This is a genomic window from Frigidibacter sp. RF13, assembly GCF_026626305.1.
In the GTDB taxonomy this organism is placed as follows: Bacteria; Pseudomonadota; Alphaproteobacteria; order Rhodobacterales; family Rhodobacteraceae; genus TMP-24.
In genome coordinates, this window is sequence record NZ_JAPNUE010000004.1 from 139,602 (window position 1) to 154,956 (window position 15,355).

16 protein-coding genes and 1 tRNA gene are annotated in these 15,355 nt (G+C 65.1%); 7 read left to right on the forward strand and 10 right to left on the reverse strand.

Going from position 1 to position 15,355, the window contains the following annotated elements; genetic code table 11:
• From OU426_RS10560 to OU426_RS10570, 3 genes are all read right to left on the reverse strand, one after another.
• Complete coding sequence (locus OU426_RS10560) at window positions 1-1,515, reverse strand: trimethylamine methyltransferase family protein (RefSeq protein WP_267633947.1); 1,515 nt, start codon at window positions 1,513-1,515, stop codon at window positions 1-3.
• A 91-nt stretch (window positions 1,516-1,606) separates the two neighbouring features.
• Complete coding sequence (locus OU426_RS10565; protein ID WP_267633948.1) at window positions 1,607-3,694, reverse strand: oxidoreductase; 2,088 nt, start codon at window positions 3,692-3,694, stop codon at window positions 1,607-1,609.
• 355 nt (window positions 3,695-4,049) lie between these two features.
• Window positions 4,050-4,126 (reverse strand) — tRNA-Ile (locus OU426_RS10570).
• Between the two features lie 95 nt (window positions 4,127-4,221).
• Between OU426_RS10570 and OU426_RS10575 the strand changes: the two genes are divergently transcribed.
• The 4 genes from OU426_RS10575 to rnd all read left to right on the forward strand — a co-directional run bounded on the left by OU426_RS10575 (window position 4,222) and on the right by rnd (window position 7,658).
• Window positions 4,222-4,644: an ABZJ_00895 family protein gene (locus OU426_RS10575; RefSeq protein ID WP_267633949.1), complete on the forward strand. Its 423-nt coding sequence runs from the start codon at window positions 4,222-4,224 to the stop codon at window positions 4,642-4,644.
• 63 nt (window positions 4,645-4,707) lie between these two features.
• A complete protein-coding gene (gene purM / locus OU426_RS10580) occupies window positions 4,708-5,751 on the forward strand; it encodes a phosphoribosylformylglycinamidine cyclo-ligase (RefSeq protein WP_267633950.1) in 1,044 nt (347 codons plus the stop codon).
• Window positions 5,748-6,335 carry a phosphoribosylglycinamide formyltransferase gene (gene purN / locus OU426_RS10585; RefSeq protein ID WP_267633951.1) on the forward strand — a complete coding sequence of 196 codons (588 nt, stop codon included), beginning with the start codon at window positions 5,748-5,750 and terminating at the stop codon, window positions 6,333-6,335. The genes purM and purN overlap by 4 nt, the downstream gene beginning before the upstream one ends.
• Window positions 6,336-6,500: 165 nt before the next feature.
• Entirely contained in the window at window positions 6,501-7,658 is a 1,158-nt protein-coding gene (rnd, locus tag OU426_RS10590; RefSeq protein WP_267633952.1) for a ribonuclease D, read from the forward strand.
• A 127-nt stretch (window positions 7,659-7,785) separates the two neighbouring features.
• Here the strand turns inward: rnd and OU426_RS10595 are convergent, their stop codons facing one another.
• Entirely contained in the window at window positions 7,786-8,262 is a 477-nt protein-coding gene (locus OU426_RS10595) for an SH2 domain-containing protein (protein WP_267633953.1), read from the reverse strand.
• A 120-nt stretch (window positions 8,263-8,382) separates the two neighbouring features.
• Between OU426_RS10595 and OU426_RS10600 the strand changes: the two genes are divergently transcribed.
• Complete coding sequence (locus tag OU426_RS10600; protein ID WP_267633954.1) at window positions 8,383-8,811, forward strand: SufE family protein; 429 nt, start codon at window positions 8,383-8,385, stop codon at window positions 8,809-8,811.
• A gap of 90 nt (window positions 8,812-8,901) precedes the next feature.
• Here OU426_RS10600 and OU426_RS10605 read toward each other — a convergent pair whose 3' ends face one another.
• From OU426_RS10605 to OU426_RS10615, 3 genes are all read right to left on the reverse strand, one after another.
• A complete protein-coding gene (locus OU426_RS10605) occupies window positions 8,902-9,528 on the reverse strand; it encodes a DUF1638 domain-containing protein (protein WP_267633955.1) in 627 nt (208 codons plus the stop codon).
• The gene (locus tag OU426_RS10610) at window positions 9,525-9,698 is read right to left on the reverse strand and encodes a hypothetical protein (RefSeq protein ID WP_267633956.1); all 174 of its coding nucleotides are present in this window, start codon (window positions 9,696-9,698) and stop codon (window positions 9,525-9,527) included. Before OU426_RS10610 ends, OU426_RS10605 begins: the two co-directional genes overlap by 4 nt.
• A 131-nt stretch (window positions 9,699-9,829) precedes the next feature.
• Entirely contained in the window at window positions 9,830-10,528 is a 699-nt protein-coding gene (locus OU426_RS10615; protein WP_267633957.1) for a cobalamin B12-binding domain-containing protein, read from the reverse strand.
• A gap of 165 nt (window positions 10,529-10,693) precedes the next feature.
• Here OU426_RS10615 and OU426_RS10620 point away from each other — a divergent pair, with 165 nt between their 5' ends.
• Complete coding sequence (locus tag OU426_RS10620; RefSeq protein WP_267633958.1) at window positions 10,694-11,815, forward strand: PA0069 family radical SAM protein; 1,122 nt, start codon at window positions 10,694-10,696, stop codon at window positions 11,813-11,815.
• A 114-nt stretch (window positions 11,816-11,929) separates the two neighbouring features.
• Here the strand turns inward: OU426_RS10620 and OU426_RS10625 are convergent, their stop codons facing one another.
• Together OU426_RS10625 and OU426_RS10630 are read right to left on the reverse strand one after the other, a co-directional pair.
• Complete coding sequence (locus tag OU426_RS10625) at window positions 11,930-12,739, reverse strand: inositol monophosphatase family protein (protein WP_267633959.1); 810 nt, start codon at window positions 12,737-12,739, stop codon at window positions 11,930-11,932.
• 99 nt (window positions 12,740-12,838) lie between these two features.
• Entirely contained in the window at window positions 12,839-13,201 is a 363-nt protein-coding gene (locus OU426_RS10630) for a helix-turn-helix domain-containing protein (RefSeq protein ID WP_267633960.1), read from the reverse strand.
• Between the two features lie 323 nt (window positions 13,202-13,524).
• Here OU426_RS10630 and OU426_RS10635 point away from each other — a divergent pair, with 323 nt between their 5' ends.
• A complete protein-coding gene (locus tag OU426_RS10635; protein ID WP_267633961.1) occupies window positions 13,525-14,496 on the forward strand; it encodes an NADPH:quinone oxidoreductase family protein in 972 nt (323 codons plus the stop codon).
• Here the strand turns inward: OU426_RS10635 and OU426_RS10640 are convergent.
• Window positions 14,424-15,335, reverse strand: coding sequence for a LysR family transcriptional regulator (locus tag OU426_RS10640; protein WP_267633962.1), 912 nt, complete (start codon window positions 15,333-15,335; stop codon window positions 14,424-14,426). The two genes, OU426_RS10635 and OU426_RS10640, sit on opposite strands and share 73 nt — an antisense overlap.
• Window positions 15,336-15,355: the final 20 nt, after the last annotated feature.

Here is a 15,355-nt window from a genome sequence, read left to right on the forward strand (position 1 = left end):
TCAGTTCATCGGTGCGCCGCCCTCGGCCTTGCGGCGCGCGACGAAATCGTCGAGCGCCTCGGCAATGCCGGGGTCGAGGGCTGGTTCTTCATACTCACTCAGAAGCTGCTTCCAGACCGTGTTGGCGCGCGCGCGGGCATCGACGCCGCCACGCTCCAGCCAGTTGGGGTAATTGTCCCAGTTCGACAGAAGCGGCGTGTGGAAGGCGCTTTCGTAGCGTTCCATCGTATGGGCGGTGCCGAAGAAATGGCCGCCGGGGCCCGCCTCGCGGATCGCGTCGAGGCCAAGCGCCGCTGGCGACGTGTCGATGGGCGTGAAATAGGCGTCCATCATCTGAAGAAGCTCGGCATCGAGGATGAGCTTTTCGAAGCTCGCCGTCAGCCCGCCGTGCATCCAGCCCGCCGCATGCTCCAGAAGGTTCGCCCCGCCCATGAGCGCACCCCAAAGCGCCATCTGGCTCTCATAGGCCGCCTGGGCGTCGACCTCGTTCGCCGCCGTGACATTCGACGACCGGAAGGGCACACCGATATGGCGGGCAAGCTGGCCCGAGGCCTGCGCGGCCTTCACATATTCCGGCGTGCCGAAGGCGGGCGCGCCCGAGCGCATGTCGACGTTCGAGGTAAAGCCGCCGTAAAGCACCGGGCAGCCGGGCCGGACGATCTGCGTCAGTACGATCCCTGCCATTGCCTCGGCGTGCTGCTGGGCCAGTGCCCCGGCGAGCGTCACCGGCGCCATGGCGCCCGCGAGCGTGAAGGGCGTGACGGCGACCGGCTGGCCATGTTCGGCCATGCAAGTCAGCCCCTCGGCCATCGGAATGTCGAGTTGCAAGGGCGAATTTGTGTTGATCACGCCGATCAGGACGGGGCGGTCCTTCAGCCCCTCGGCATCGGTGCCGAGCGACAGTGCCGCCATCTCTATCCCGTCCATGGTGCGGGCGCGGCCGAGCGTCTGGCCCTGCCAGCTCTTGTCCAGCAGCCCGATCTCGGCCCGGTAGATATCAAGATGCCGGGTGTTCGCGGGTAGGTCCATCGGCTCGAACGGGCCGCCGCCTTCCTGATGGAGGACGTTCAGCATCTGGATCAGGCGCAGATAGTCGCACATTTCGGCATAGCTGCCGTCACGGCGGCCACGGTCGTTGTCCATCACATAGGCCGGTCCGCCGACCGCGGCATAGATGCAGTGGTCGCCGCCGACGATCAGGTTCTTCGCGGGGTTTCGGGCTTCGAGGGTGAAGCGGGCGGGCACGGTTGCCAGCCGTTCGGCGATCAGGCCGGGGTCGAGGCGGACGGTCTGGCCATCGACGGTCGCGCCCGCGCGGGCATAGAGGTCGCGCGCGGACGGGTCGAGGACGCGCATGCCCATTTCGGCAAGGATTGTCAGGCCGGTCCGATGGATCGCCTCGACCTGATCGGTGCTCAGTACCTCGACCGGCCGGTAGGGCCTTGGCCGCTGACCGAACGGCGCCTGCCGGATGGCGGCGGCGCTTCGTGGTGCACGGCGGGTGCGGGCGCTCATGTTGCCTGTCCCGAAGACTGCCGACGGTTCTCGCGCGCCAAGATTTTTCGAAAAATCTTGGCAAAATTCTTCGAAGAATTTTGCCCGCGCCTCATTGAGCGGCCTCGTCGAAACGATGAGGCTGAAGCCCTGGCGGCGGGAAGGGCGCGTCGCGGCGGGCATCCGTCGCACCGAGCGGCAGGCCAAGCCCGCGCGCCATCATATGGCCCTGATAGACAGCATGGGCGATGGCGCCCGGGGCATTGGCATCGCCGGTCAGCGACAGGGTGAAGGGCAGGCCTTCTTCTCGCGCAAGCGCGTCATGAAGCGCCGACCCACCCGCGCGCTGGCCGACGACGACGAGTGATCGCGCGCCGATCGCTCGGGCTTCTCCGGTGAAGATCTGCGCAAGCTGCAGGGTCTCGCCGTCAAAGCCCGTCACAAGTTCCAGTGTCCGGTAGGCGATTCCTGCCTTCAGGAAGGCGCGGTGCACATGGGGCTGTTCGTTGGTCATGATCCCCCAGGCCTGCGCGGCGCCCGCAGACGTGATGTAGGTCGTCTGAAGCCCCTTCGCCGCCAGATGCTCGGCGATGGCCGAACCCATGTAGTAATTATCGAAATCGAAGACCGCGACCGGTCCCTCGATCTCAGCGCCCCGGGCGATATCATCCGGCGTGTAGACCCGTGGCGCCATGAGAGGATCACCCGGCAACTCGCTGTCCTTGCAGAGAGTGTTCAGCCAGCGCGCACCGGTTGCGACCACCACATGGTCGGCGCCGAAATCGCGCACATCGGACGCCGTCAACTCGCTTTCGGGGAAGAGCGAGACATTCCCCATCTCGCGGAGCCGCCCGAGACGATAGTCGATGACCCGGAACCATTGGCGCAGGCCCGGCAGCCTGCTTTCCCACAGAAGCCGCCCGCCGAACTCCCGTGCCCTTTCGGCGACCGAAACCTGAAAGCCCCGCCGGGCGAGCGTCAGCGCCGCCTCGAGCCCCGACGGGCCGCCGCCGACGATCAGGACAGAACCCTCACTGTCGTTCCGCACGATCTCGGGATGCCAGCCGCGCCGCCATTCCTCGCCCGCCGTCGGGTTCTGCGTGCAGCGGACCCAGACGCCATCGTGCCAGGAAGAAATGCAGATATTGCAGCCGATACACTCGCGGATCTCGGCCTCGCGGCCTTCCTCGATCTTCTTCGGCAGGAATGGATCGGCGATCGAGGGCCGGGCGCCGCCAATCAGGTCAAGAACGCCGCGCTTGACCATCGACACCATCGTATCGGGCGAGGTGAAGCGGCCGACACCGACGACCGGCTTGTCGGTGATCGCCTTGACGAAATCGACCGTGGGTTCGTGGCTGCCCTCGCCGACATAGCGCGAGGGCGCGCAATCGGTGGCGGAATAATCCATCTTCACGTCAAAGAGGTCGGGCGCGTCCTTCAGCGCCTCAATCACCTCATGCGCCTCGGATGCCGCCCTGTCAGACGGCCGCCCGCGCAATTCCTGAAGCGAGATGCGCAGCGCCACTGCAGTGCGCCCTCCCGTCGCCTCGCGCACGGCATCGATCAGTTCGAGCGTCAGCCGTGCCCGGTTGGCGACCGAACCGCCATAGGCGTCGGCGCGCTTGTTATAGTCGGACAGCAGGAACTGGTAGGGAAGGTAGCCCATGCCCGCATAGACATAAAGGATGTCGAAACCCGCCTCCTCGGCCCGCACCGCCGCCTCGGCATGCCAGCGGATCAGGTCGCGGATGTCGCCCCCGTCCATCACCTTCGGCCGCGCGGCCGAGATGAAACCCGGATGCGTCGCCATCCAAGGCACGCCGGACGGCGAGAGCGCCGCATGGCGGGTGGTGCGGTTCATCGCCGCCGCCCCGCCATGCCACAATTCGACCGCCGCCAGCGCGCCATGCTCATGCGCGGCTTCGGTCATCAGCGCATGTGCCCGGATATCTGAGGCATCCCAGAGCGAAGCGAAGGGAAAGGGGCTGTCGTCAGAGGAGGGATGAACCGAACAGGCGCCGGTCGACACCACGCCCCAGCCGCCCTCGGCCTTCATGCCGCGAAAGGCCGCGCGCACATGCGGGTTGGCATTGGTCATGCCCGAGGCGTGAGGAACCTGAAAGAACCGGTTCTTCGCAAGCTTGGGGCCGATGCGGACCGGCTCGAACAGAAGATCGTAACGGGCAGTCCGGGCCATGCGCTCACCTTGCTATACTCCAGTATAGTTGCGCTCGAATCGATGATCCGTCAAGTCCCTGCGCCTCGGCATGTGCCAGCAAGCTCTGAGGCATGGCCACGAGAGATTGTCACCGGCCACGAGCCTCTGTGACACAACCTTGCAAGTGAATTTACAGTCTAAAGAAAGCCAGTGAACATCGTGACTTTTGAGCGGCTTATCTCGCGCAATCTCCTTCGCTTCGGGCACACGGTTTCAGTGAAGCGCCGAAGGCTCACGTTTGGGACAGTCTACAATTATTCACCCGAAGATCAGGAGCGCGTCAGGATCATCGCCCGTCGGCAATGCCAGCCCCTATTCATGGGTTGCGCTATCTTGGTAGGCCCGGAGGGACTCGAACCCCCAACCAAGGCGTTATGAGCGCCCTGCTCTAACCAATTGAGCTACAGGCCCGACCTGTCGTTTCACTATGCCGGGTCGTGGACGAGGTCAACGTCTTTGCGAAAACGGATTGGCACGGCTAGATGCTGAAAGATGGAGGGCTTTTCATGCCGGGGTTTTGGCGGGTGACTGTCGTCTACGGGCTGGGGCTGATCCTGACCGGGGCGCTGGTACTGGTTGCGAGCGCAATCACGCTCCGATCCGGCGCTGCGCTAATCTTTTCTGGATGCATGATCCTTGCGCTTGTCGCTCCCGCACTTGTGGCAGGGATGAGTTTCGGGCGTCACTTCGGCCGGGCGGCTACACCGCCGGAGGCATGGCGTTATTCCGGCTGGTTCGCGGCGATCCAGGGTCTCTTGCTGGCCGCGTTGCTGGGGATCGCGATGCAGGAATTCCTGGCACAAGAAAGCGATAGCGGCGTGATCATGGGTGTCATCCTTTGCGCCTACGTCGCTGCGGCCCTTCCAGTATCGCGCTTTTCCTTCGGCGTCGGAGCCGGACAAGCCGCCCGGACGCGCTTTCGGCGCTGATCGCGCGTTGCCCCCACTGGCGGTTTCAGGTATCGCGGCGGCGACGGATTCCGGGGGATTGCCATGACCACCAAGAACGGGCTCACCTATGCCGACGCCGGCGTCGATATTGACGCGGGCAATGCGCTGGTCGAACGGATCAAGCCGGCGGCGAAACGGACCTCTCGCGCCGGCTCGATGTCCGGACTCGGTGGTTTCGGCGCTTTGTTCGATCTGAAGGGCGCGGGTTATGTCGATCCCATCCTCGTTGCAGCTACCGACGGCGTGGGCACCAAACTGAGGATCGCGATCGATACCGGCACTTTGGATACGATCGGCATCGACCTTGTCGCCATGTGCGTGAACGACCTGGTCTGCCAGGGCGCCGAGCCCTTGTTCTTCCTCGACTATTTCGCGACGGGCAAGCTTGAGGTGGATCAGGCGGCGCGGATCGTCGAAGGGATCGCCGAGGGCTGCGTACAGTCGGGCTGCGCGCTCATTGGCGGCGAGACGGCGGAAATGCCCGGCATGTATCATAAGGGCGATTTCGACCTTGCAGGTTTTGCCGTGGGCGCGATGGAGCGCGGCGAAGACCTGCCCAAGGGCGTGGCTGAGGGCGATGTGCTTTTGGGGCTGGCCTCGAACGGGGTTCACTCCAACGGGTATTCCTTCGTGCGCAAGGTGGTGGAGATGTCGGGCCTTGGCTGGGATGCCGCCTCGCCCTTCGGCGAGGGTACTCTGGGTGCGGCGCTTCTGGCGCCGACGCGGCTGTATGTGAAACAGGCGCTGGCCGCGATCCGCGCTGGCGGGGTGCATGGCCTGGCCCATATCACCGGCGGCGGCCTCACCGAAAACCCGCCGCGCGTCCTGCCCGAAGGGCTGGCCTGCGAGATCGACCTTTCGGCCTGGACCCTGCCGCCGGTCTTCCGCTGGCTGGCCGGGACCGCGGGCATGAGCGAGCCCGAGCTTCTGAAGACCTTCAACTGCGGCATCGGCATGATGCTGGTCGTGGCGCCCGATCGGGCTGCTGCGCTGCAGGCATTGCTTGAAGGCATGGGAGAAACGGTGGTGCCCATGGGGCGCGTGGTGCAAGGGGCGGGCGCTCAGTACAAGGGCGCGCTCCTGTGAAGCGGATCGCCATCCTGATTTCCGGGGGTGGCTCCAACATGGTGGCGCTGGCCGCCAGCATGAAAGGCGATCATCCCGCACGGCCGGTGCTGGTGGCGTCGAACGACCCGTCCGCCACCGGGCTCGAGCGGGCGCGGATGCTGGGCATTCCGACCGCAGCGGTCGATCACCGGCCCTATGGCAAGGACCGCGCCGGGTTCGAGGATGCGCTGATGGCGCATCTCATCCTTGCGCGGCCCGACATCGTCTGTCTGGCAGGCTTCATGCGCGTTCTGACCCCGCGCTTCGTCGAAGCCTTCCGGGGGCGGATGCTGAACATCCATCCTTCGCTTCTGCCGAAATATCCGGGCCTTCACACCCATGCGCGGGCGATCGCGGCGGGCGACGCGGAGGCAGGCTGCACGGTTCACGAAGTGACGCCCGAGCTTGATGCCGGGCCGATCCTCGGTCAGGCGAAGATCGCGGTCGCGGCGGGCGAGACGCCCGACAGCCTCGCCGCGAAGGTTCTGGTGATGGAACATCAGCTCTATCCGGCCGTGCTGCGGCGCTTCGCGGGGGGAGAGCGGGCGCCTCTCTATCTCTGACGGCGATTCCCGCATAAATCCCGGGTACTTGCGGGAAAAACATCACAGAAAGGCAACAGTTTTGCCCGTGGACTGTCGTGACGGCGCGTCAGACTAGGCAATCGGCAAGAGACCGCCTATCACCCGGAGTACAGGCGGGACGAACCCGCGCCAGTCAGGATTGCGATGCGCACGATTACCACGACCGATGATCTGGCCCGGTTTTGCGAGGCCGCCAAGGCCCAGCCCTATGTAACGATCGACACGGAGTTCCTGAGGGAACGGACTTATTATTCCAAGCTTTGCCTTATCCAGATGGCGTTGCCCGGCAAGGAAGGCGAGGCGGTTCTCGTCGATCCGTTGACGGGGGGTGATCTGTCGCTGGAGCCGCTTTACGATCTTTTCCGTCATGAGGCGACGGTGAAGGTCTTTCACGCCGCGCGGCAGGATCTGGAGATCTTCTTCGTCGAAGGCAAGGTCTTTCCGATTCCCCTGTTCGACACCCAGGTCGCGGCCATGGTCTGCGGCTTCGGCGAGCAGGTCGGCTACGAGACGCTGGTCAAGAAGATTGCGCGCGAAAACCTCGACAAGTCCTCGCGCTTCACCGATTGGTCGCGCCGCCCCTTGAGCGCGGCGCAGCAGACTTATGCTCTGGCCGATGTCACTCACCTGCGTGTGATCTACGAACATCTCGCCAAGGAACTGAAGCGGACCGGGCGCCAGAAGTGGGTCGAGGAAGAGATCGCGATCCTTCTTGATCCCGAGACCTATATCACCCGGCCCGAGGAAGCCTGGCAGAAGGTTCGGACCCGCACCAATTCGGGGAGGTTCATGGCGCTGGTGCGCGAGCTTGCGCGCTTCCGCGAGGATTATGCCCAGACCCGTGACGTGCCACGCTCGCGCGTCTTCAAGGACGATGCGCTGCTGGAGCTTGCCTCGACCCGGCCAACCAGCCTGGAAGAACTTGGCCGCTCGCGGCTTCTGATGCGCGAGGGGCGCAAGGCAGATATCGCCGAAGGCATCCTCGCGGCGGTGAAGGCCGGGATGGAAATGAAGCCCGAGGATTTCCCGAAGGTCGATGGCGCGCGCGAGCAACTGCAGGTCAATACCGCGCTCGCCGATCTTCTGCGTGTGCTTCTGAAAGCCAAGAGCGAGGAGGCGGGCGTGGCGCCGAAGCTGATCGCGGCGGCGTCTGAACTCGATGCCCTGTCGGCGGGCGAACGCGATCTGCCGATGCTGCAGGGCTGGCGGCAGGAAGTGTTCGGCGCCGATGCCTTGCGGCTCTGCCGTGGCGAGATCGCATTGTCGGCGATGGGCGGGGCCGTGCGGGTCGTGGTGGTCTGACGGGCGGCCTTTCGGCTGCCTGTCAAAATGAGGCGCCTGCGGCGCCAAGCCATCTCTCGGCTCCCGCGCCGGGCGCGCGAGCCTCGGGCGCCTCCGGCGGGAGTATTTCAGGACAGAACGTGAAAGGTCAGCGGCCGGTCGAGAGGGCGTTCGTCTCGCCTTGGACGACGATCTTGCGCACCGTTTCAAGCCTTATGTCCGAGAGATGGACGGCGGCGGTCAGCTGGCGCGAGCGCGGGGTCGAGGCGGGTGTCGGTTTCAGCGGCGGGAAGACGAGGAACCGGTAGGTGAGGGTTCCGTCCTCGTCCGGGCGGCCGCGGGTTTCGGAGACCAGTTCTGCCTCCCACCAGCCCTGGCTCGGGGGCAGGCCGGTGGCGCGGATGATGGCGCCGCCTTGGGTCTTTTCGACCTTCAGTTCGGTCACTTCGCGGACGAGGAAACGCCCGTCGGCGGCCTCGTTCGGTTTCAGGACTGCCGCCTGCTTTTCGCGCCGGGCGCGGCCGAACCAGTTGAAGGGATTGAGCCTGCTCTCGCGGATGCGTCCGCAGCCTGCCGCCGCCAGCGGAAAGGCAAGGGTGGCGAGAAGGGCGGCGCGGCGGTTCATGGGCGGGCTCCGGTTTGCTTCCCGTCTGGGTAGCCCATTCGCGCGCCTGTGAAAAGGGGAGCCGTTCTGGACCTTTGCGGATGGAGGCGCTAGGGAGGCGGGGACCCCCGGGAGAGTGAGATGGCCAGCCCCGCCTTCGAGGATATCGCAGAGACATTCGACTTCCTTGAGGACTGGGAAGAGCGCTACCGTCATGTGATCGAGATGGGCAAGGCGATGCCGGGTCTTGAGGAGGCGCTGCGCAGCCCTGCGATCAAGGTTGACGGCTGCGCAAGCCAGGTCTGGCTTCTGCCGAAAATTGCGGGCGCAGGCCCGGATGCCCGTTTCGATTTCCTTGGCGAGAGCGATGCGATGATCGTGCGCGGCCTGATTGCCATCCTGCATGCGCTTTATTCTGGCCTGACGGTCGCGGAGGTGCTGAAGGTCGATGCGGCGGCGGAGCTGAAGCGGCTGGGGCTGGACGAGCATCTGTCTTCGCAGCGGTCGAACGGGGTCAGGGCCATGGTCGCGCGGATCCGCAAACATGCGGCGGAGGCGGCGGAAGGCTGACTTCGGGCGGGGGCGCTGCCCCCGCGCCCCCGAGGCATTTGGGCCAAGATGAAATGGGCAGAGGCGCTTCCCGTCCAAGATCGGAAGCGGTCAAAGCCTCGCGAGCGTTGATGTGAGATCGCCATAGCCGGTGAAGCGGCGTTCATAGGCGAGACCGAGGCGGGCGGCGCAGGCGCGGGCCTTGTCGTCGAGCGCCGGATCGTCGGTCTGGGCCTGGTAGACGAGTTTCTCGTAGTTGCCGAAATACATGTCGCGCAGCTCCGGGTGGCGGTCGAGGCCCATCGGCTTCCAGACGAAGGCGTCGAACTGGCGGACGAGGAAATCGGTGAGGTAGAAGGCGGTCATCTCATCGCGCGCGGCGAAAGCCGCATTGCCTTCGAAGAAGGAATAGCAATGGGGGCCTGCGACCATCTCTACGCCGAGGTCACGGCAGCGGGCCTCCAGCAACCCGCCGGTGCCGCAATCGGCATAGACGACGAAGATCGACGCGTAGTCGGCGCGGTGCTTCTCGACGGCTGCCGTCACCGCCTCGGTGATCCGCTCGGGGTAGAGGTGGAGGTTTGCAGGCAGGCAGGTCAGGTCGAGATGATCCCAGTGGTTCGCTGCCTTGAGATCAAGGATCTCGCGCGCCAGCGCCCCGCAGGCGATAAGAAGGACGCGGCCCGTTTGCGCGGGCGGAAGCCCGTCGCTGGTCAGGCTCTCGTCCGAAGGGATCATCCCTTGCGGCCTTTCAGATGTGCCAGAACGGCTGCCGCGAGCAGCACCGGCCCGGCGGCGGCAAACAGAACCGAACGACCATCACCCGCCATCTGGAAGGCGAACCAGATCGTTACCGCCGCGACGAAGATCACGGACATGACGAGGAAAGCGGTTTTCAGCGCGGTCATTTCAGCCTCCTTGCCTGCATCTGGGGCGCGGCGAGCCTAACCGCAAGCGCCCGTCCGCGCAAAGAAAAACCCCGGGGAGCCGCGCCCCTCGGGGTAAGGATCGGGAGCGAACCCGCCAGCCGCTGAATTACTCAGGTCAGCTGGTTATGTTTGCGGCGCGACATAAGGTCCTTGGCGGTCTGCACTGCCACGGCCGCGTCGCGGCAATAGGCATCGGCGCCGATCGCCTTGCCGAATTCCTCGTTCAGGGGGGCCCCGCCGACCAGCACGATATAATCGTCGCGCATGCCCTTTTCCTTCAGCGTGTCGATCACGACCTTCATGTAAGGCATGGTGGTGGTGAGAAGGGCGGACATGCCGAGGATGTCGGCATCCTCGCGCTCCAGCGCCTCGACATATTTCTCGACCGGGTTGTTGATGCCAAGATCCACGACCTCGAAGCCTGCGCCTTCCATCATCATGCCGACAAGGTTCTTGCCGATATCGTGGATGTCGCCCTTGACGGTGCCGATCACCATCTTGCCTACTTTCGGGGCGCCGGTCTCGGCCAGAAGCGGCTTCAGGATCGCCATGCCGGCCTTCATCGCGTTGGCGGCCAACAGCACTTCCGGAACGAAGAGGATGCCGTCGCGGAAGTCGGCGCCGACGATGGTCATGCCGGCGACGAGTGCCTTGGTGAGCACATCATAGGGCGCCCAACCGCGGTCCAGAAGGATGCGCACGCCCTCTTCGATCTCTTCCTTGAGACCGTCGTAGAGGTCATCGTGCATCTGAAGCACAAGCTCCTCGTCGTCGAGCTCGGAAAGAATGATGTCGCCTTCATCGGCCATGGCATGTCTCCTGACGGTCCTTGCGACGTAATTACGAGGCGGGGGGGAAGTCAACTTGGCGATTTGCGACCTCGGCGCGTCGGAAGGCGACCGGCGGGTCTCGGCGGTGTCGGACATGGATCGAGGGCAGTGGATTATGTTCATGTTATGTTCTAGTCTTGCGGGATGATCAGGACCAAGTCTTCTCTCCCGTCGGATCCTCTTACGACCGCCGATCCAGCACTCAGGGTCCGGGCACGCGGGGCCGCGACCAACGATGCGGGCCGGTTTGAGCCCTATGCGCGGGCGCCTGCTGACGACGGCTGGGACATGCCAGAGGAGGAGCGGCTTCTGAGGACCGAGGTGAGCGAGGAGCGGCCGCGGTCGATGCTGAATTTCGTCGCTTCGCCCGATCTGCCATTCGACCGGACGATCAACCCCTATCGGGGCTGCGAACATGGCTGCTCCTATTGTTTCGCACGGCCGACGCACGCCTTTCTCGGCCTGTCGCCGGGGCTCGATTTCGAGACGAAGCTCGTCGCCCGGCCCGGCGCGACGGCGGTGCTGGCGCGCGAAATCGGTCGCAAGGGTTATAAGGTGGCGCCGATCGCCATCGGCACCAATACCGATCCCTATCAGCCGATCGAGGCGCGCTACCGGATCATGCGGGAGGTCCTGAAGCTTCTGTCGGACTGGAATCATCCGGTGGCGATCGTGACCAAGGGCGCGCTTATCGAGCGTGACATCGACCTTCTCGCCGACATGGCGCGGCGCGGGCTGGCGCAGGTCGGCATATCCGTCACCACGCTCGATCCCGGTCTGTCGCGGCGGATGGAGCCGCGCGCGCCCGCGCCTGCCCGGCGCTTGCAGGCGATCCGGTCGCTCAGCGATGCGGGCGTGCCCGTGCGGGTCATGGCCTCGCCGATGATCCCGGCGCTGAACGACCATGAGATGGAGGCGATCCTGCAGGCGGGCGCTGACGCGGGCGCGCGGGCGTCAAGCTGGATCCTCTTGCGCTTGCCGCTGGAGGTGTCGCCTCTGTTCCGCGACTGGCTGGCGCGGGCGGAGCCGGGGCGGGCGGCCCATGTGATGAACCTCCTGCGCGAGATGCGGGGCGGGGCAGATTACGACGCCGACTGGGGCAAACGGATGCGGGGGGAGGGGACCTATGCCGACCTCCTGGCGCGACGCTTCCAGATCGCGGCCCGCCGCTGCGGGCTTGACGGGCGGCTGCCGCCGCTCGATTGCGGCGCCTTCCGGCGGCCCCTGGCACGTGATGGGCAACTCGCGCTGTTCGAGGGACTCTGACAGCGCTTGTTGCCAAGCGCCGGCCCGAGCTGCCTGCGCCCTGGCGCGGGCGGCGAGAGATGGCGTGCCGCGCGCTTCCGCGCGCGGCTCCGCCGGATCACCGCTGATCGAAAGTCAGCCTTCGGGCGCTTGGCGCAGGATGGCGAGCGCCTCGGCATGGATCGCATGGTTGGCGGCGGCAAGGACGCGGCCGCCGTGATGGGCAGGTCGGCCCTGCCAGTCGGTCACGATCCCGCCTGCCGCCTCGATCACTGCGATCGGTGCCTGGATATCATAGGCTTGCAGGCCCGCCTCGACTACAAGGTCGATCTGGCCCGCGGCGATCAGGCCATAGGCATAGCAATCGGTGCCATAGCGGGTGAGGCGTACCTGTCCCGCAACCCGGTGAAAAGCGGCGCGTTCGATGTCGCTCCCAACCTCGGGGAAGGTCGAGAAAAGGATCGCCTCGCCCAGAGGGCGGTATTCCCGCGTCTTCAGGGCGCTCATGCCGCGCGGGCCGGTCAGGTCGGCCCGACCGAGACCACCCACGAACCGCTCGCCGATATGGGGCTGGTCAATGATCCCAAGGATCGGGCCATTGCCGCTATCCACGGCGATCAGCACGCCCCAGGTGGGTGCGCCCGACAGGAAGGCGCGGGTGCCGTCGATCGGGTCGAGAACCCAGGTCAGTCCGGACGTCCCCGGTTTTGCGTCGAATTCTTCGCCAAGGATCGCATCCTCGGGCCGCAGGTCGGCCAGTATCGCGCGCATCCGCGCCTCGGAGGCGCGGTCGGCGAGCGTCACCGGATCGAAGCTCGAGGCATGCTTGTTCTCGGCCGAAAGATCCGGTCTGCGGAAATAGGCAAGCGTCTCTTCGCGCGCGGCATCCGCCAGGGCGTGCGCCGCGCCGAGAAGCTCTTCCACCAATCTGTCCGACATCCCCATGCCGCGCCTCCGTATCGTGCCCCGGAGGCATAGGCCGCGCGCTTCGTGCCGGTCAAGCAGGTGCTAAATTCACCGCGCCTCTCCGGCTTCCCCTTGCAGTCAGGCGGCGTCCGACAGGACCTTTGCCAGATCGAACAGGCGGCGGCGCTGCGCCTCGGGGATCGCGTAGTAGGACCGCACTAGCATCAGCGCTTCCTTGTCGGCGAGGATGTCGCCCATCTGTTCGTCGATCACCGGCGCCTCGGCACCCAGGCCCTCGAAGAAGAAGCTGATCGACACGCCGAGCGCATCGGCGATGTCCCACAGCCGCGAAGCGGAAATCCGGTTCATGCCGGTTTCATATTTCTGGATCTGCTGGAACTTGATGCCCACCTTGTCGGCCAGCTGCTGCTGGGTCATGCCGATCATCCAGCGACGATGGCGAACCCGCTTGCCGACATGCACATCTACAGGGTGTTTCATAGTGCTCTCCAACTCTCTAACAGCGAACGGCGCGGCGGCGCCAATATGATCAATTCGTCATATTGTAATACAAGAAATAGGTGTTTCAGGGAATTCAAAAGTCGGCCAGGTTGCCGTGATTGAGCCTATACAAAAGTACAGCTCGCCGTTTGCGGACTGCACAACAAAAATTTTCACCGCAGGTTGTAGTCGCGATTTGCATTGCAAAATACAACAAAGCAGCGGTCAACCTTTGCTGTTTGCAAGCAAACAGTCTTATTTGTTGCTTGCGGGCGGTTTGACGCCTAGGAGAGGGCCCCAGCCAGCCCAACCGGAACCGTCATATGCGTTCTCTCCTCGTCTCACGCCTCGGCGAATCGCCCATCATGACCGATCTTCCGACGCCCGAGCCCGGGCCGGGCGAGGTCAGGCTGCGCATAGCCGCCTGCGGGTTGAACTTCGCTGATCTCCTGATGATCGAGGGGCGCTATCAGGAAAAGCCCGCCTTGCCCTATGTCCCCGGAATGGAGATCGCCGGTACCGTGGACAGGTTGGGGCCGGGCGTGACGGGTCTTGCGCCGGGCGCGCGGGTCGCGGTGATTGCGGGGCAGGGTGGTCTCGCCGAGACGGGATGTTTCGCGGCCGACCGCTGCATTCCCTTGCCTGAAGCGATGCCGTTTGAAACGGCTGCGGCCTTCCCGATTGCCTATGGCACCAGCCATCTGGCGCTCGACCGGCGGGCGGTGCTCAGGCCGGGCGAGACGCTTCTGGTGACCGGTGCGGCCGGCGGGGTCGGGCTGACGGCGGTCGAGATCGGCAAGCTGATGGGCGCGCGCGTGATCGCCGTGGCGCGCGGTGCCGACAAACTCGCGGTCGCGGCCGCGGCCGGGGCGGATCACCTGATCGACAGCGGCAGCGCCGACCTGAAGGCAGAGCTGAAGGCACTCGGCGGTGTCGACGTCGCCTATGAAACGATCGGCGGCGATATTTTCGAGGCGGCCATGGGCGCCATGCGGCCCGAGGGGCGGATGCTCGCCATCGGCTTTGCCGGCGGCACCGTGCCGCAGGTCGCGACGAACCGGCTTTTGGTGAAAAACCTTTCGGTCATAGGGCTTTACTGGGGCGGGTATCTGAATTTCCGGCCCGAGGTGCTGCGCGACAGTCTCGCGCAGCTTTTCGCCTGGTATGGCGCGGGGCGGCTGAAGCCGCATGTCAGCCATGTGCTGCCGCTGTCACAGGCCGATCAGGCGCTTGCTCTCTTGAGGGAGCGCAGATCGACCGGCAAGGTGGTGGTACGCTGCGGCGCGTCCGAATAGGCGGCGCGGATCTGGGTCTTCAGATCCTCGATGATCGGTCCCTTCTGCAGGCCGCTGTCGTAAAGGCAAATCCAAAGGCTGCCGAGCGCGGGCAGGTCTGAATGGGCAGGGATCGCGCAGGTCGAACCCGGGCTCCAGCCCCTCAGCCGGGCGGTCAGCGCGAGGTCGGCGGCGATCATTGCCTGGACCGCTTCGTTCGAACGGCCGAAGAAGCCCATCTCCCAGGGAATCCCGGCGGCATCGAGCCGTTCGAGCGCGATGGCGCGGAACTTGCAGCTTTCCTCGAAGCCCAGCCGCACCGGGCGGTTCTGCCAGGCGGTTCCGCCGGGCGCGCCGACCCAGATCAGATCGTGGCATGAAAGTTTCTCGCCGCCCGCGCCAGGTTCTTCCTCGGTCGTCAGGATCAGGTCCAGTTCGCCGCGCGCGAACTGCTCCTTCATCGTGGTGGTAAAGGCCGAGGTGAGGTTGATCCTGAGACGCGGATAGCGTGCCGCCATCACCTTCAGGATTTCCGGGATCGCAGGATAGACGATGTCATGGGGCACGCCGACGCGCAGTTCGCTGACCAGAGAGGTGCTTTGCAGGCGCGCCAGAACCTCGTCGTTCAGATCAAGCATGCGGCGCGCATAGGCCAGAAGCTGCTCGCCCTCGGGCGTTAACGACAGACGCCGAGCGGTTCGGAAGAAGAGCGACAGGCCGAGGCTCTCCTCCAGCCGCTTGATCTGCATCGAGACGGCCGATTGTGTGAGATTGAGAAGGGCCGAGGCCCGGGTCACGCCACCGACATCGGCGGTGACCAGAAAAGCGCGCAGCGCCGTCAGGTCGAGATTGCGAGCCATATCATGATCCGTGATGTCTT

Bases quoted from the DNA above. Each gene is read 5' to 3' on its own strand.
- OU426_RS10565 (WP_267633948.1), bottom strand. From the start codon at position 3,694: ATGGCCCGGACTGCCCGTTACGATCTTCTGTTCGAGCCGGTCCGCATC.
- OU426_RS10615 (WP_267633957.1), bottom strand. From the start codon at position 10,528: ATGGCCGATGAAGGCGACATCATTCTTTCCGAGCTCGACGACGAGGAG.
- OU426_RS10560 (WP_267633947.1), bottom strand. From the start codon at position 1,515: ATGAGCGCCCGCACCCGCCGTGCACCACGAAGCGCCGCCGCCATCCGG.
- OU426_RS10600 (WP_267633954.1), top strand. From the start codon at position 8,383: ATGGCCAGCCCCGCCTTCGAGGATATCGCAGAGACATTCGACTTCCTT.
- OU426_RS10595 (WP_267633953.1), bottom strand. From the start codon at position 8,262: ATGAACCGCCGCGCCGCCCTTCTCGCCACCCTTGCCTTTCCGCTGGCG.
- OU426_RS10605 (WP_267633955.1), bottom strand. From the start codon at position 9,528: ATGATCCCTTCGGACGAGAGCCTGACCAGCGACGGGCTTCCGCCCGCG.
- rnd (WP_267633952.1), top strand. From the start codon at position 6,501: ATGCGCACGATTACCACGACCGATGATCTGGCCCGGTTTTGCGAGGCC.
- purM (WP_267633950.1), top strand. From the start codon at position 4,708: ATGACCACCAAGAACGGGCTCACCTATGCCGACGCCGGCGTCGATATT.
- OU426_RS10620 (WP_267633958.1), top strand. From the start codon at position 10,694: ATGATCAGGACCAAGTCTTCTCTCCCGTCGGATCCTCTTACGACCGCC.
- OU426_RS10635 (WP_267633961.1), top strand. From the start codon at position 13,525: ATGCGTTCTCTCCTCGTCTCACGCCTCGGCGAATCGCCCATCATGACC.
- OU426_RS10575 (WP_267633949.1), top strand. From the start codon at position 4,222: ATGCCGGGGTTTTGGCGGGTGACTGTCGTCTACGGGCTGGGGCTGATC.
- OU426_RS10625 (WP_267633959.1), bottom strand. From the start codon at position 12,739: ATGGGGATGTCGGACAGATTGGTGGAAGAGCTTCTCGGCGCGGCGCAC.
- OU426_RS10640 (WP_267633962.1), bottom strand. From the start codon at position 15,335: ATGGCTCGCAATCTCGACCTGACGGCGCTGCGCGCTTTTCTGGTCACC.
- OU426_RS10630 (WP_267633960.1), bottom strand. From the start codon at position 13,201: ATGAAACACCCTGTAGATGTGCATGTCGGCAAGCGGGTTCGCCATCGT.
- OU426_RS10610 (WP_267633956.1), bottom strand. From the start codon at position 9,698: ATGACCGCGCTGAAAACCGCTTTCCTCGTCATGTCCGTGATCTTCGTC.